This is a genomic window from Streptomyces sp. NPDC058812, from assembly GCF_042744565.1.
Taxonomy (GTDB): Bacteria; Actinomycetota; Actinomycetes; order Streptomycetales; family Streptomycetaceae; genus Streptomyces; species Streptomyces thinghirensis.
This window is the reverse complement of record NZ_JBHYOB010000003.1, coordinates 536,207-550,410: the sequence shown is the minus strand read 5'-3', so window position 1 is coordinate 550,410 and position 14,204 is coordinate 536,207. Positions and strand designations below refer to the sequence as shown.

Sequence of the window (14,204 nt, the reverse complement as noted above, 5' to 3'; positions counted from 1 at the left end):
CACCGCCATGCAGCACCGCGAGGGGATCGGGTTCGGGCCTAGCCGAAGCGGCCCGAGATGTAGTCCTCCGTGGCCTGGACCGACGGGTTGGAGAAGATGCGCTCCGTCTCGTCGATCTCGATCAGCTTGCCGGGCTGACCGACCGCCGCCAGGTTGAAGAACGCCGTACGGTCCGAGACGCGCGCCGCCTGCTGCATGTTGTGCGTCACGATGACGATCGTGAAGCGCTCCTTCAGCTCGCCGATCAGGTCCTCGATGGCGAGGGTGGAGATCGGGTCCAGGGCGGAGCAGGGCTCGTCCATCAGGAGGACGTTCGGCTCGACCGCGATGGCGCGGGCGATGCACAGGCGCTGCTGCTGACCGCCGGAGAGGCCGGAGCCCGGCTTGTTCAGGCGGTCCTTGACCTCGTTCCAGAGGTTCGCGCCGCGCAGGGACTTCTCGACGACGTCGTCCAGTTCCGACTTCTTGTACTTGCCGTTCAGGCGCAGACCCGCCGCGACGTTGTCGTACACCGACATGGTCGGGAACGGGTTCGGCCGCTGGAAGACCATGCCGACCTCGCGCCGCACGGCCACCGGGTCGATGCCCGCGCCGTAGAGGTTCTCGTCGTCGAGCATGACCTTGCCCTCGACCCGGCCGCCCGGCGTGACCTCGTGCATGCGGTTGAGCGTGCGCAGGAACGTGGACTTGCCGCAGCCGGAGGGGCCGATGAAGGCCGTCACCGAGCGGGGCTCCACGGTCATCGAGATGTCCTCGATGGCCAGGAAGGAGCTGTAGTAGGCGTTGAGGCCGCTGACATCTATGCGCTTGGCCATGGGTATCACTTCTTCTTTCGCGTGTCCGGGGCGCTGACTGTTGTTGCTCTGGCCGCGTCAGCGACCCGTCTTCGGGGCCTTCCAGCGGGCGATGCCGCGGGCCGCGAGGTTGAGGATCATGATGAAGGCGATGAGCGTCAGTGCCGCCGCCCACGCACGGTCGTAGGCCGCGCCGTAGCCGCCGCTGTTGGCGAACTGCAGATAGATGTACATCGGCAGCGACTCCTGCGGGTCCTGGAACGGGTTCGCGTTGATGAAGTCCGTTCCCCAGACCAGCAGCAGCACGGGGGCCGTCTCACCGGTGATGCGGGCGACCGCCAGCATGACGCCGGTGGTGATGCCGCCGACCGACGTCGGCAGGACCACCTTCAGGATCGTGCGCCACTTCGGCACGCCGAGCGCCAGGGACGCCTCGCGCAGCTCGTTCGGGACGAGCTTGAGCATCTCCTCGGTGGAGCGGACGACCACCGGGATCATCAGGATCGACAGGGCGAGCGAGCCGGCGAAGCCGGACGGACCCATGTCCAGCATCAGGATCCACGTACTGAGGATGAACAGACCGGCGACGATCGACGGGATGCCCGTCATGACGTCGACGAAGAAGGTGACGGCCTTGGCGAGCTTGCCGCTCCCGTACTCGACCAGGTAGATCGCGGTCAGCACACCGACCGGCACGGAGATCAGGGTGGCGATGCCGACCTGCTCCAGGGTGCCGAGGATGGCGTGGTAGATGCCGCCGCCCACCTCGGCGTCGGCGACCACGCCCATCGAGTGGGTGAGGAAGTAGCCGTCGAGGACCTTCACACCGCGCTTGACGGTCGCCCAGACCAGGGAGGCCAGCGGGATCACGGCCACGATGAACGCGACCCACACCATGCTGGTCGCCACCCGGTCCTTGGCCTGGCGCCCGCCCTCGACGCGCGCCGAGATGGCGTACGTGCCCAGGACGAAGAGGACCGCGGCGATCAGGGCCCACTGGATGCTGCTGTTCAGCCCGGCCGCGGCGCTGATGCCCAGGCCGGCCGCGATCGAGCCGGCGGCGACCGCCCAGAGGAACCACTTGGGCAGCGTGGCGCCGCGCAGGGAGCTGCGGCTCTTGGGGGTAAGGGTTGCGTGGCTCATGCGTTGGCCCCCGAGTACTCCTTGCGGCGTCCGATGATTATCCGGGCCGCACCGTTGACCAGCAGGGTGATGACGAAGAGGACGAGACCGGAGGCGATCAGCGCGTCACGGCCCATCACGGTCGCCTCGTTGAACTTGCTGGCGATGTTCTGGGCGAAGGTGCCGCCGCCCGTGTCGAGCAGGCTGAAGTTGATCTCGAAGCTCGAGGAGAGCACCATCGCCACGGCCATCGTCTCGCCGAGCGCGCGGCCGAGCCCGAGCATCGAGGCGGAGATGACGCCGGAGCGGCCGAAGGGCAGCACCGACATGCGGATGACCTCCCAGCGCGTGGCGCCGAGGGCCAGGGCGGCCTCCTCGTGCATGCGCGGGACCTGCCGGAAGACCTCACGGCTGACGTTGGTGACGATCGGCAGGATCATGATCGCGAGCAGGATGCCCACGGTGAACAGCGAGCGCGGCGCGCCCTGGTTCCACTCGAATACGCCGGTCCAGCCGAGGTACTCGTCCAGCCAGCCGAAGAGCCCCTCCATGTGCGGCACGAGGACGAGCGCGCCCCACAGGCCGTAGACGATCGAGGGCACGGCGGCGAGCAGGTCGATCACGTACCCGATCGCGCCGCCCAGCTTGCGCGGCGCGTAGTGCGTGATGAACAGGGCGATGCCGACCGCGATCGGGACCGCGATGACCATGGCGATGACCGACGACACGACGGTGCCGAAGGCCAGGACCGCGATGCCGAACTCCGGCGGCGTGCCGGTGGGGTTCCACTCGAGGGTGGTGAGGAAGTTGGCCTCGTTCTTGCTGATCGCGATCGAGGCGCGGTAGGTCAGGAAGGCCGCGATGGCGGCCATGATGACCAGTACGAAGATGCCGGAACCGCGGGAGAGCCCGAGGAAGATCCGGTCGCCGGGGCGGGTGGCGCCGCGTGCGGCGCGCTTGGCGTCCTTCCCGGGGGGCTGGTGCGGTACGGGTGCTGGTGCGGGCTTCTGGGGATCAGTGGTTATGTCCATCGGGTTCTCCGGTCTGCGGAGCCGTCGTACGCGGCGGCTCGGGCGGAGGCACCCCGTCTCGGGGGCTCCTGGCGGCGGTGCACCGGACGGTGCGGTCCGGCCCCCGCGGGGAGACCGGACCGCACTCGGGTCAGCTCAGGCCCGAGATGTTCTCGCGGACCTTGGTGATGATCTCGGTGGGCATCGGGGCGTAGCCGGCCTCCTTCAGCAGGCCCTGGCCGTCCTCCGAGGCCATGTAGTTCAGGAAGGACTTGGTGGCGGGCAGGCTCTCGGCCTTGTTGCCCTTGTCGCAGACGACCTCGTACGTCACCAGGACGAGCGGGTAGGCGCCGTCGGCGCTGGGCGTGTAGTCCAGCTCCAGCGCGAGGTCCTTGCCGGTGCCGACGACCTTGGCGGCGCCGATGGCCGCGGTGGCGTTGTCGACGGTGGCCTTGACCGGCTCGGCGGCCTCGGTCTTGATGTCGACGGTCTTCATGCCGTCCTTGGCGTACGACAGCTCGAAGTACGAGATGGAGCCCGAGACCTGCTTCACCTGCTGGGCGAGGCCGGAGGAGCCGGGGGCGGACTGGCCGCCCTTGGCCTCCCAGGACTTGCCGCCCTCGTACTTCCAGTCGTCCGGCGCGGCGTCCTTCAGGTACTTGGTGAAGTTGTCCGTGGTGCCGGACTCGTCCGAGCGGTGGAAGGCCTGGATCTTGAGGTCGGGCAGCTTGGCCTCGGGGTTGAGCTTGGCGATCGCCGGGTCGTTCCAGTTGCTGATCTTGCTGTCGAAGATCTTGGCGAGCGTCGGGGCGTCCAGGACGAGCGTGTCGACGCCGGGGACGTTGAAGCCCACGGCGATCGGGCCGCCGACCATCGGCAGGTCGATGGCCTGGCCGTCCTTGCAGACCTTCTTGGACTGCTCGATCTCGTCGGGCTTCAGCGCCGAGTCCGAGCCGGCGAAGGCGGTCTGGCCCTGGAGGAACGCGGTGATGCCCGCGCCGGAGCCGGTCGGGTTGTAGTTGATCTGTACATCCCGGCAGGCCGAGACGTACTGCTTGACCCAGGCGTCGATCGCGTTCTTCTGGGCGGAGGAGCCGGAGGCCTGGAGCTGGCCCTTGGCGTCGTCGCACTTGATGTTGCTGTTGGCGGTGGCGCTGGCGTCACCGCCGGTGCTGTTGCCGCCGGTGTCGTCGGAGCCGCACGCCGTGAGGGCCAGGGCGCCGGAGACGGCGAGAGCACCGAGAGCGAGGGCCCGCCGGTTCATGCGCTGAAGCTTCACTGAGGGAGTTCCTTCCAGGAGCCGCCGTCCTGAATCCGGCGGCGTGCGAGGAGTGGCGTTGAAGACGATCAAGACTGGGCGACACGGGCGCGTTTTCGGGAAGCGCCCCGTATCGGTAAGGCCGAAATTAGGCAGAACAGGTGAAGCCGCCGAAGGGCATAAATGAACGGGGGGTGAACCCCTGTGGACGGTGCGGTGAGGTCACGGAACGCTTACGTCAAGGACACGGAGCGGTCCCGAGCGGATCCGTCGCGAGCAGGGCGTCGACGAGGGTCCGGTCGCGCGGCTGGGTGAGGCGGGCGCGGGCTGCCGCGGGCTCCAGCCACAGGATGCGGTCGACCTCGTCGGACGGGGCGAAAACGCCGGTGGTGGCCGCGGCCGTCCAGTACCGGACCTCCTTGGGGCGGCCGTTCGCGAGGTAGCGGACGGTGGGCAGCTCGGCGCCCGGTGCGGCGGCGTACCCCGTCTCCTCCGCGACCTCGCGCAGGGCGCCCGCGAGCGGGTCCTCGCCGGGCTCGAGCTTGCCCTTCGGGTGCGACCAGTCGTCGTACTTCGGGCGGTGGACGAGGCAGAGCTCCAGCTCGCCGTCGACCGGGGAGCGCCGCCACAGCACGCAGCCGGCCGCGCGGACGGTGGTGTCGTCTGCGGGACTCACGTGCGCTCACGCCTCCTGTCCTACGGCAGCCTGATGGGTTCCTTGCGCCAGCTGTGCTGGAACGCGTACCTCGCCGCCTCCACCTCATGCCGCTGGTCGGCGTGGAGCACGCCGAGCGCGTACGCCGTCGCGGGCGCGATGCGTGGCGTACGGGCGGCCTGGGCCGCGGCCGCGGCGGCCTCCGCGGCGTCGCGGTGGCGGTTCAGGGCCTCGCCGGCGGCCAGGAGGCGTACGTCCTCGGAGACCTCGGCCTCCTCGCCGGCCAGTACTTCCAGTGCGTACCGGTGCAGGCGCAGCAGCAGCCGGACCTGGTGCCACGGGGCGTCCTGGGGGTGGGCGACGGGGTCCGGGGAGAGGCCGTGGATCAGCGCCTCCGCGTTGTACGGGCTCCCCGCGGTGACGAGGGGCAGTGCGGCCACGGCGTCGGTGAGGCGGTTCTCCGCGGCGGCGGCCAAGGGGCGGAGGTCGGTGGGGGACGCGGCGTTGGACGTGGTGGCCGGGGCCCCGGGCGTGGCGGGGCCGGTGGCCCTCAGCGGGACCTCGCTCGCCAGTAAGGCGACCTTGTCGGCGACGGCGTGGAAGCGGCTGCTGCCCAGGGCCTGGAGGGCGGTGGAGTGCGCCCGGGTGCGGGCCAGGGTCAGCTGGCGGTCGAGCAGCGCGCCCGCCTTGGCCGCGCCCACGGTGAGGCTGCCGCGCTCCGGGGGCGCCGGGTGGGCGGCGGACACGGCGGCGGTGGCCCGGTCGGCCGTCTGCTGGGCCGGGAACGCCGACGAACCGGACAGCCGGTGCAGGGCCTGGAGCAGGCGTTCCAGGCGGGACGCGTACGCGTGCTCCATCGCCAGCGTGCCGGACAGCCACGCCAGCTCGGGGCGCATGCTCTCCGCCCAGTCGGCGTCCAGCAGGGGCTGGAAGGTGTGCAGGGTGCCGCTGAGACGGCGGGCAGCGCGGCGCAGGGCGCGGGCCGCGTCCACGGGGGCCGCGGCCGGGGTCGCTCTGTCCGAGCGGCGCGCGCCGTGCGCGCCGTTCCCACCGTGTGCGCCCGTGCCCGATTCACGGTGCTGGCGCAGGGCGCGGAGGAACTCCGTGGCCTGCGCCCGCAGGTAGCCCGCGAGGGCGTCCGTGTCCGCGGGTACCGGCGGGCCGGCAGCGGCCGTGGCCGTGGCGGTGGGGTCCGTCGGGTCAAGGTGTCGCTGTGCCACGCCGGCGCCTCCGGGCGTCTATGAGCATCTCCTGGATGTTGCGCAGGGGCTGGCCGTCCGCGTCGGTCGCGTGCCGGGTCCACTCGCCGTCCGGGCCGAGGTGCCAGGAGGCGGTGCCGTCGGACATCCCGGTTTCCAGCATCCGGTTGAGGGCCGCCCGGTGGGCCGGGTCGGTGACCCGGACCAGGGCCTCTATCCGGCGGTCGAGGTTGCGGTGCATCATGTCGGCGCTGCCGAACCAGACCTCCGGCTCGCCGCCGTTGCCGAAGGCGAAGACCCGCGAGTGTTCGAGGAAGCGGCCGAGGACCGAACGGACCCGGATGTTCTCCGACATGCCCGTCACCCCCGGGCGCAGCGCGCAGATGCCGCGCACCCACACGTCGACCGGGACGCCGGCCTGGGACGCGCGGTAGCAGGCGTCGATCACGGCCTCGTCGACCATCGAGTTGACCTTGATGCGGATGGAGGCGGGGCGGCCGGCGCGGTGGTGCTGTATCTCCTTGTGTATGCGGGAGACCAGGCCGTCGCGCAGCGACTTGGGCGCGACGAGGAGACGGCGGTAGGTCTCGCGCCGGGAGTAGCCGGAGAGGCGGTTGAACAGGTCGGAGAGGTCGGCGCCGACCTGCGGGTCCGCGGTGAGCAGGCCGAGGTCCTCGTAGAGGCGGGCCGTCTTCGGGTGGTAGTTGCCGGTGCCGACGTGGCTGTAGCGGCGTAGCGTCTCGCCCTCCTGGCGGACGACGAGCGACAGCTTGCAGTGCGTCTTGAGGCCGACCAGTCCGTAGACGACGTGGCAGCCGGCCTCCTCCAGCTTGCGGGCCCACTTGATGTTCGCGTGCTCGTCGAAGCGGGCCTTGATCTCGACCAGGACGAGGACCTGCTTGCCGGACTCGGCCGCGTCGATGAGCGCGTCGACTATCGGGGAGTCGCCGGACGTCCGGTACAGCGTCTGCTTGATCGCGAGGACGTCCGGGTCGGCCGCGGCCTGCTCCAGGAAGGCCTGGACGGAGGTGGAGAAGGAGTCGTACGGGTGGTGGAGCAGCACGTCGCGGCTGCGGAGGGCGGCGAAGATGTCCGGCGCGGACGCGGACTCGACCTCGGCCAGATCGCGGTGGGTGCCGGCGACGAACTTCGGATACTTCAGCTCGGGGCGGTCGATGCCGGCGATGCGGAAGAGGCCCGTGAGGTCGAGGGGGCCGGGGAGCGGGTAGACCTCCGCCTCGCCGATCTTCAGCTCGCGGACGAGGAGATCGAGGACCTCGCGGTCGACGGACTCCTCGACCTCCAGGCGTACGGGCGGGCCGAAGCGGCGCCGCATGAGTTCCTTTTCGAGGGCCTGGAGGAGGTTCTCCGCGTCGTCCTCCTCCACCTCCAGGTCCTCGTTGCGGGTGAGGCGGAAGGCGTGGTGCTCCAGGACCTCCATGCCGGGGAACAGCTCTTCGAGGTGGGCGGCGATGACGTCCTCGATGGGGACGTAGCGGCCCGGGGAGGCCTCAAGGAAGCGGGAGAGCAGCGGGGGGACCTTGACCCGCGCGAAGTGGCGGTGGCCGGTCACCGGGTTGCGGACGACGACCGCGAGGTTGAGGGAGAGGCCCGAGATGTACGGGAAGGGGTGGGCCGGATCGACCGCGAGGGGGGTGAGGACCGGGAAGATCTGGTGCCGGAAGAGGGTGAAGAGGCGGGCCTGCTCCTTCTCCGCGAGTTCGCTCCAGCGGACCAGGTGGATGCCCTCCTCGGCGAGGGCGGGGGCGACGTCCTCGTGGAAGCAGGCGGCGTGCCGGGCCATGAGTTCGCGGGAGCGGGCCCAGATCATCTCCAGGACCTCGCGGGGCTGGAGGCCGGAGGCGGAGCGGGTGGCGACGCCGGTCGCGATGCGGCGCTTGAGGCCGGCGACGCGGACCATGAAGAACTCGTCCAGGTTGCTGGCGAAGATCGCGAGGAAGTTGGCGCGCTCCAGGAGGGGGGTGCCCGGGTCCTCGGCCAGTTCGAGCACGCGTTCGTTGAACGCGAGCCAGCTGCGTTCGCGGTCGAGGAAGCGGCCCTGCGGGAGCCGGGCGCCGCCGGCCTGGGACTCCTCCGACTCCTCGTACGCGTCGAGGTCCGCGTCGATGTCGGGTTCCAGGTCGGAGACGGTGGCGGCCACGGTGTGCGGGCGGTGCGCGGCGATGGAGCCCACGGAGGGCTGCGTGTGCTGGACCTCTGCCTGGGTGTTCGGCTGCCTCATGAACCCATTCTTCCGCGCCGCGCGCAGGACAGGCGCGTCGGACGGCGCGGGATGCTCTGCTCCTGGTGGCACGGTCGGCTTCATTCGGTGAGCGTCGCAAGGCTGTCTGAATCGATGGTTACGAGGACATGACGTGTGGGATAGCGGCGGGCCTCCGGCGGTGGTGCGGGCGGGGGTGCCCGAGGCGGCCGCGCGGGTCCGGCCCACCCCCCTGTCCAGCGTTTCCGCCTGCGATCGTGTGAACCGATTGGCCGGGCTCGTCCGATGAGGAGATGTGAGCGAAACGAGAAGCGACGGGGAGCTGCTGCGGGCCGTCGCGTCCGATGCCGACCGGCGTGCCTTCGAGGAGCTGTACCGCAGGTACGCCCCCTGGCTGACCGCGCGCCTGCGCGGCCGCTGCGCCGACGCCGGTGTCGTCGACGACGTCGTACAGGAGACCTTCCTCGCGGTGTGGCGCGGCAGTGCGCGCTACCGGGAGGAGGGCGACGTGGCGGGATGGCTGTGGCGGATCGGGTCGCGGCGGCTGGTCGACGTGCTGCGCGGCGACGGCGCCCGGGGGCGGCTGCGGCAGGCGCTGGCCCGGTTGCGGCACCGCGACGAGGCCTCCGCCGAGGAGCGGGTGCTCGCCGGTGTCGAGCACGGCGATCTCGCCGGCGCCCTCGTGCGGCTCTCACCGGAGCTGCGCGCGGTGCTCCAGGCCACCGTCATCGACGGGCTGACCACCCGTGAGGCGGCCGTCCTGCTCGGCATCCCGCCGGGCACGGTCAAGACGCGGGCGATGCGTGCCCGCCGGCAACTGCGGGAGGCGCTGGCATGAGTGACGAGGACAGCCGTCGCCGGGAGACCTGGCACGTGGACGAGGACGACCTGCGGGCCTACGCCCGGGGCGGACTGGCGGCGCCCGCGCTGTGGTCCGCCGACGCCCACCTGACCGCCTGCGCGCACTGCCGCGGTGTACTCGCCGAGGTGAGTGACGCCGCCGCTCTGGAGGCGGGGTGGGAGCGGCTCGACGCGGAGCTGGACGCGCCCCGGCCGGGCTGGTTCGAAGGGCTGCTGGTGCGGTGCGGCGTCGGTGACGGCACCGCGCGGCTGCTCGCGGCCACCCCCGTACTGCGCCGGTCCTGGCTCGGCGCGGTCGTCGCCGTGCTGCTGATGACCTTCGCCGTCGCCCTCACGGCCGGCGCCGCCCGCACGCCCACCCTGTTCCTCGCCTTCGCTCCGCTGCTGCCGCTGGCCGGGGTGGCGCTCGCCTACGGGCCCGCGCTGGATCCGACGTACGAGATGGCCGTCGTCTCGCCGATGCACGGCTTCCGGCTGCTGATGATTCGTACGGTCGCCGTGCTGGCCGTCGCGCTCGGGGTGAACGGGCTGGCGACGCTCGCCCTGCCGGGGTACGGGCTGCGTGTCCTGGCCTGGCTGCTGCCCGGGCTCGCCCTCACCGCGACCGGGCTCGCGCTGACGCCCCGGCTGGGTCCGGTTCTCGCGCCGTCCGTGGTCGCGGGGGCGTGGGTGGCCGTGCTGCTGGCCGCGGACGCGGCGCGCGCGGCCGAGGACAGTCCGCTGGCGCCGTTCACGGCGGCCGGGCAGGGCGTGTCCGGGGTGGTGGTCGTGCTGGGTGCCGGGCTGCTGTTCCTGTTCCGCGACCGGTTCGACGTCTTTCCGCGGGGTGCCGCGTGAGTCCTGCCTTCTTCCTTGTCCCTTTCCTGTACGGGAGCGCCGTATGAACCACCCCACCGTTTCCGCCTCCGGGCTCAGCCTCCATTACGGCCGCACCCGCGCCCTCGACGACGTGTCGCTGCGGCTGACTCCGGGCGTCACCGGGCTGCTCGGGCCCAACGGCGCCGGGAAGACCACGTTGCTGCGCGTGCTCGCCACCGCCGTGCCCGCCGACCGGGGGGCCTTCACCGTGCTCGGGCACGACCCCGGGACCGCGAGCGGGCGGCAGGAGGTGCGGCGGCGGCTCGGGTACCTGCCGCAGACGCCCGGCTTCCATCCGGACTTCACCGCCTTCGAGTTCGTCGACTACGTCGCGATCCTGAAGGAACTGGCGGACCGTGGCGCCCGGCACCGTGAGGTGCGGCGGGTGCTGGAGGAGGTCGATCTGGGGGACGTGCGCGGGCGGAGGATCAAGAAGCTGTCCGGGGGCATGCGGCAGCGGGTGGCGCTCGCGGCCGCGTTGGTGGGGGACCCCGGGTTCCTGGTGCTCGACGAGCCGACCGTCGGACTGGATCCGGAACAGCGCATGCGGTTCCGGGAGCTGGTCGCCGGGGCGGGCGACGGGCGGACCGTGCTGCTGTCCACCCACCAGACCGAGGACGTGGCGATGCTCTGCCACCGGGTGGTCGTCATGGCCGCCGGCGCCGTGAGGTTCGACGGGACCCCGGCCGAGCTGACCGCGCGGGCCGCCGGGCGCGTGTGGAGCAGTACGGAGCGGGATGCGGGCGCGAAGGCCGGGTGGCGTACCGGGACCGGGTCATTCCGGAACGTGGGTGATCCGCCCGCCGGAGCGGAGTTGGTCGAACCTACCCTGGAGGACGGCTACCTGCTCACCCTCGACGGTGCCGACGCGGAGGTGTCGGCATGAGCGCCGTACTCACGGTGTCCCCGCCCGCAGTGGAGACCGGGCCGCGCGGCGGCGCGCGGGCCGTGCTCGCCCTGGCCCGGTTCGAGGCGCGCCGGTTGCTGCTGAGCGTCCCCGTCGTCATCGCCTTCGCGGCGTACGTCGCGTGGATCGTCTGGCGTACGCGAAGCTCCTGGGACGGCTATCCGGCGTTGCAGGACGTCGACCGCGCCACCCAGAGCATGCCGATGCTCGTCGGCCTCGCCGTCCTGCTGTCCGCCAACCTCGCCGCCCTGCGCTCCGGACGGCACGGCACCGAGAACCACTTCGCGGTGCTGGGGATGACGCCCTGGCGCCGTACGGTGGCCCACGCGCTGTCCGTCGTACCGGCCGTCCTGCTCACCGCGGTGTGCGTGGCCGGTCAGTTCGCCTGGGAGGCGTTCAAGCCGGGCGCGGTCGGGCACGGTTCGCCGGCCGAGCTGCTCGTCGGACCGCTGACGGTACTGCTGTTCGGGGCCTTCGGGGTGCTGCTGGCCCGGGTGATCCCGTCCGCGCCCGCCGCGCCGCTGGTGCTGGTCCTGCTGCTGTTCACGCTCGTTCTCGGTACGGCGCCGGGTGGCGCGAGCGGGCTGTCCTGGCTGGCGCCGGTCGTCGCCGACGTCAGCCCCAACACCCTGCCCTCCGACCTGCTGGGACGGCCCGCCGCCTGGCACGCCCTCTACCTGGCGGGTGCGGCCCTGTGCGCGGCCTTCCTCGCGGTGCTCGTCGCCGGAGCGCGGCACCTGGCCGTCCGGGCGGGTGTCGTCCTGACCCTCGCCCTGGCGGTGACGGGCGGCGTCATGCAGGCCGGAGGCGCGGCGCCGTCGCCGGAACTGACCGCGGCCCGCGAACGCGCCTCGGTACGCCCCGACCTGACCTGCGTCGAGCACGGCCGGTCGACGTACTGCGCCTTCCCCGAGTGGGAGCCCCGCACCGGCACCTGGGCCGGGGTCGTGGACCGGGTCCAGTCCCTCACGGGCGGCTCCGCGCACGACCGGCGGCTCGTCGTACGGCAGCGGATCGACGCCCGGTACGGGATGGAAGGCGACGCCGCGATCCCCGCGCTCACCGACGCCCACCAGGTGACCGTGGGCACCTCCTGGGGCGGCAACCGGGTTCCCGAGTTCTCCAGCGCCGTCGCCGCCGTCCTCGTCGCGGGCACCGAGGAGGCGGGGAGCGAGATCTGCGACGGGCGGATGGTCACCCTCATGTGGCTGTCCCTGAGCTGGCAGGACGACCCGATGAACGCCCTGCGCCGGGTCCGCGTCGACGACAGTGTGCAGGGCTCCGCGGTCGTCCTGTCGCCCACCGACCCGCTGTCCATGACGGAGGGGCAGACGGACGTCGTACGGCGTCTGCTGGAGGACCCGCCCGCCGGTGTCGGCGAGCAGGTGAAGGCGCACTGGGACGAGCTGACCTCGCCGGGCGTCACGACGGCCCGGGCCGCCGAACTGCTGGGTGTGGCCGGGCCGCAGAAGGCGGACTCGTGCGAGGAGTGACACCGGCCCTCGTCGGCCCGGTGTGGCGCACGTTGCCGTGGCGTGGCCTGGCGGCGGCCGGGATTCTCGGGCTGCTGCTCGCCGCGACGCCGGACGCCGTCGGCGCGGAACCGACCTCCTGGGAGACGCTCATCCTCCTGCGGGGCGTCGCCCTGGTCGGCGCGCTCGGCCTGGCCTTCCTGCTGGACGACCCGGCCCGGGACCTCACCGCGCCCGTCCCGACCCGGCGCCCGCTGCGGCAGGCGCTGCGGGTGGCCATGGTCGCACCGCTCGCCGCGCTGTGGTGGACGGCCGTACTGCTGCTCGCCCCCTCGGCGTCCCGGCCCCCGGCCGGTGACATCACCGTGGAGGCGGCGGTGCTGGGCGTACTGGCGCTCGCCGGTGCTGCGACGGCGGTACGGCTGACGGACGAGGCGCGTCCGGGGCCGTCCGTCGCGGCGGCCCTGCTGCTCGCGGCGGTCCTCGTGCCGCTGCTGGCGCCGGAGAGCTGGGCGTTGTTCGTACCGCCCGACGACCCGCGGTGGCCGGCGGCGCACGACCGGTGGGCGGCGCTGCTGGCGGCGGCGGCCGTGGTGTGGGGGGTGTGCGGGCCGGAGCCGCTTGGGGCGCTGGGGGAGGCGGTCGCGCGGGGTTGGCGGACCGGCTTAGCGGGGCGGCTTGGCGGGTGGTTCGGCGGGTCGGCTCGGGACTGGGCCGGTTCGGCGGGCCGGCTCGGGGCCGGGCCGCCTCACGTCTCCGTGCGGTACATCAGGTCCGTCTCGTGGGTGGCGAAGCCCAGGCGCTCGTAGACGGACACCGCCGCCTTGTTGTCGGCGTCGACGTACAGCATCGCCGTCGGGAGTCCCTGCTCCGCCAGGTGCCGCAGGCCGACGGTGGTCAGGGCCTTGCCGAGGCCGCCGCCCTGGGTGTCGGGGCGGATACCGAGGACGTACACCTCACCGAGCCGCTCCTCGGCGTGCACCTTGGTCCAGTGGAAGCCGATCAGCTCGCCGTCCCGCTCGGCCAGGAAGAACCCCGCCGGGTCGAACCACGTCTCGGCCTTGCGGTCGTCGAGGTCCCGCTGGGTGAGGGAGCCCTGCTCGGGGTGGTGGGCGAAGGCGGCCGCGTTCACCGCGAGCCAGGCGGTGTCGTCCTGTCCCGGCACGAAGGTCCGTACGGTCACGCCCTCGGGGAGCCGCGGGTCCGGCAGCTCCAGGCCGGCCAACGGGCGGCGCATCTGACGCAGTTCACGGAACAGCGTCAGACCGAGCACCTGCGCGAGATGCCGGGCGGCGGAGTGGCCGCCGTGCGCCCAGATCCGCAGCCGCTTGCCGGAGGCCGCGAGCAGCGCGGAACCCAGCGCCCGCCCGTGCCCCTGGCCCCGGTGCGAGGGGTGGACGACCAGTTCGGCGGCCGGGGGCTCGATCGGGTCGGTGCCCTCCAGCTGGGCGTAGCCGACGAGTTCGCCGCCGTTCACGCTGAGCAGCAGGTGCGCGATGCCCTCCCGTGCGGGGCCGCGCAGTTGCAGCCGTCCCTGTTCGGACACGGCCTGCTGCCCGTCGTTGCGTGCGGCCTCGGTGAGCAGGGCGAGCACGGCGTCGGTCTGCTCCGGGGCGAGTTCGGCGAGGGTCTCGATCGAGCGGGGGCGGCCGGGCTGCACGGTGTCGTCGCTGGTCATGCGTACGAGGGTAAGGGGCGGGTGCGGCAAAGCGGCGGCAGTCGGGGCAGTTGGGCCGTCGGGGGAGGTACACCAGGATGTAACCCGTCACCCCCTGTCGCGCTACGCGCGTTGACTCTAGGCTGCTGCGCCGACGAGCCGTCTCCTCAGCGGCTCGCGCTCACGCACA

General features: G+C 72.3%; 13 protein-coding genes. 5 read left to right on the top strand and 8 right to left on the bottom strand.

The annotated features are described in order from the left end of the window. Positions 1-38 precede the first annotated feature (38 nt). The 7 genes from pstB to ACFW48_RS09375 form a co-directional block, all read right to left on the bottom strand. Positions 39-815, bottom strand: coding sequence for a phosphate ABC transporter ATP-binding protein PstB (gene pstB, locus ACFW48_RS09405; RefSeq protein WP_383556690.1), 777 nt, complete (start codon positions 813-815; stop codon positions 39-41). Between the two features lie 57 nt (positions 816-872). Continuing rightward, positions 873-1,937 (bottom strand): phosphate ABC transporter permease PstA, encoded by a 1,065-nt coding sequence (gene pstA / locus ACFW48_RS09400; RefSeq protein ID WP_345635949.1) that lies wholly within the window; start codon positions 1,935-1,937, stop codon positions 873-875. Continuing rightward, positions 1,934-2,947 (bottom strand): phosphate ABC transporter permease subunit PstC, encoded by a 1,014-nt coding sequence (pstC, locus tag ACFW48_RS09395; RefSeq protein WP_386312018.1) that lies wholly within the window; start codon positions 2,945-2,947, stop codon positions 1,934-1,936. The genes pstA and pstC overlap by 4 nt, the downstream gene beginning before the upstream one ends. 130 nt (positions 2,948-3,077) lie before the next feature. Further along, complete coding sequence (pstS, locus tag ACFW48_RS09390; RefSeq protein WP_386312016.1) at positions 3,078-4,205, bottom strand: phosphate ABC transporter substrate-binding protein PstS; 1,128 nt, start codon at positions 4,203-4,205, stop codon at positions 3,078-3,080. Between the two features lie 217 nt (positions 4,206-4,422). Next, positions 4,423-4,860 (bottom strand): NUDIX hydrolase, encoded by a 438-nt coding sequence (locus ACFW48_RS09385; RefSeq protein ID WP_386312013.1) that lies wholly within the window; start codon positions 4,858-4,860, stop codon positions 4,423-4,425. 20 nt (positions 4,861-4,880) lie between these two features. After that, positions 4,881-6,059, bottom strand: a complete 1,179-nt coding sequence (locus ACFW48_RS09380; protein ID WP_386312011.1) for a CHAD domain-containing protein — start codon at positions 6,057-6,059, stop codon at positions 4,881-4,883. Further along, positions 6,040-8,280, bottom strand: coding sequence for an RNA degradosome polyphosphate kinase (locus ACFW48_RS09375; protein ID WP_386312008.1), 2,241 nt, complete (start codon positions 8,278-8,280; stop codon positions 6,040-6,042). Before ACFW48_RS09375 ends, ACFW48_RS09380 begins: the two co-directional genes overlap by 20 nt. A 274-nt stretch (positions 8,281-8,554) precedes the next feature. Here ACFW48_RS09375 and ACFW48_RS09370 point away from each other — a divergent pair, with 274 nt between their 5' ends. The 5 genes from ACFW48_RS09370 to ACFW48_RS09350 are packed head-to-tail and all read left to right on the top strand — an operon-like array spanning position 8,555 to position 13,166. After that, a complete protein-coding gene (locus ACFW48_RS09370; RefSeq protein ID WP_386312005.1) occupies positions 8,555-9,097 on the top strand; it encodes an RNA polymerase sigma factor in 543 nt (180 codons plus the stop codon). Further along, complete coding sequence (locus tag ACFW48_RS09365) at positions 9,094-9,957, top strand: zf-HC2 domain-containing protein (RefSeq protein WP_386312002.1); 864 nt, start codon at positions 9,094-9,096, stop codon at positions 9,955-9,957. Before ACFW48_RS09370 ends, ACFW48_RS09365 begins: the two co-directional genes overlap by 4 nt. A 43-nt stretch (positions 9,958-10,000) precedes the next feature. Then, the gene (locus ACFW48_RS09360; RefSeq protein ID WP_386311999.1) at positions 10,001-10,864 is read left to right on the top strand and encodes an ABC transporter ATP-binding protein; all 864 of its coding nucleotides are present in this window, start codon (positions 10,001-10,003) and stop codon (positions 10,862-10,864) included. Beyond that, the gene (locus tag ACFW48_RS09355; RefSeq protein ID WP_386311997.1) at positions 10,861-12,378 is read left to right on the top strand and encodes an ABC transporter permease; all 1,518 of its coding nucleotides are present in this window, start codon (positions 10,861-10,863) and stop codon (positions 12,376-12,378) included. Before ACFW48_RS09360 ends, ACFW48_RS09355 begins: the two co-directional genes overlap by 4 nt. Then, positions 12,366-13,166 (top strand): ABC transporter, encoded by an 801-nt coding sequence (locus ACFW48_RS09350; RefSeq protein ID WP_386311994.1) that lies wholly within the window; start codon positions 12,366-12,368, stop codon positions 13,164-13,166. The genes ACFW48_RS09355 and ACFW48_RS09350 overlap by 13 nt, the downstream gene beginning before the upstream one ends. Here ACFW48_RS09350 and mshD read toward each other — a convergent pair. Further along, the gene (gene mshD, locus ACFW48_RS09345; RefSeq protein WP_386311991.1) at positions 13,106-14,035 is read right to left on the bottom strand and encodes a mycothiol synthase; all 930 of its coding nucleotides are present in this window, start codon (positions 14,033-14,035) and stop codon (positions 13,106-13,108) included. The genes ACFW48_RS09350 and mshD overlap by 61 nt on opposite strands. Between the last annotated feature and the right edge of the window lie 169 nt (positions 14,036-14,204).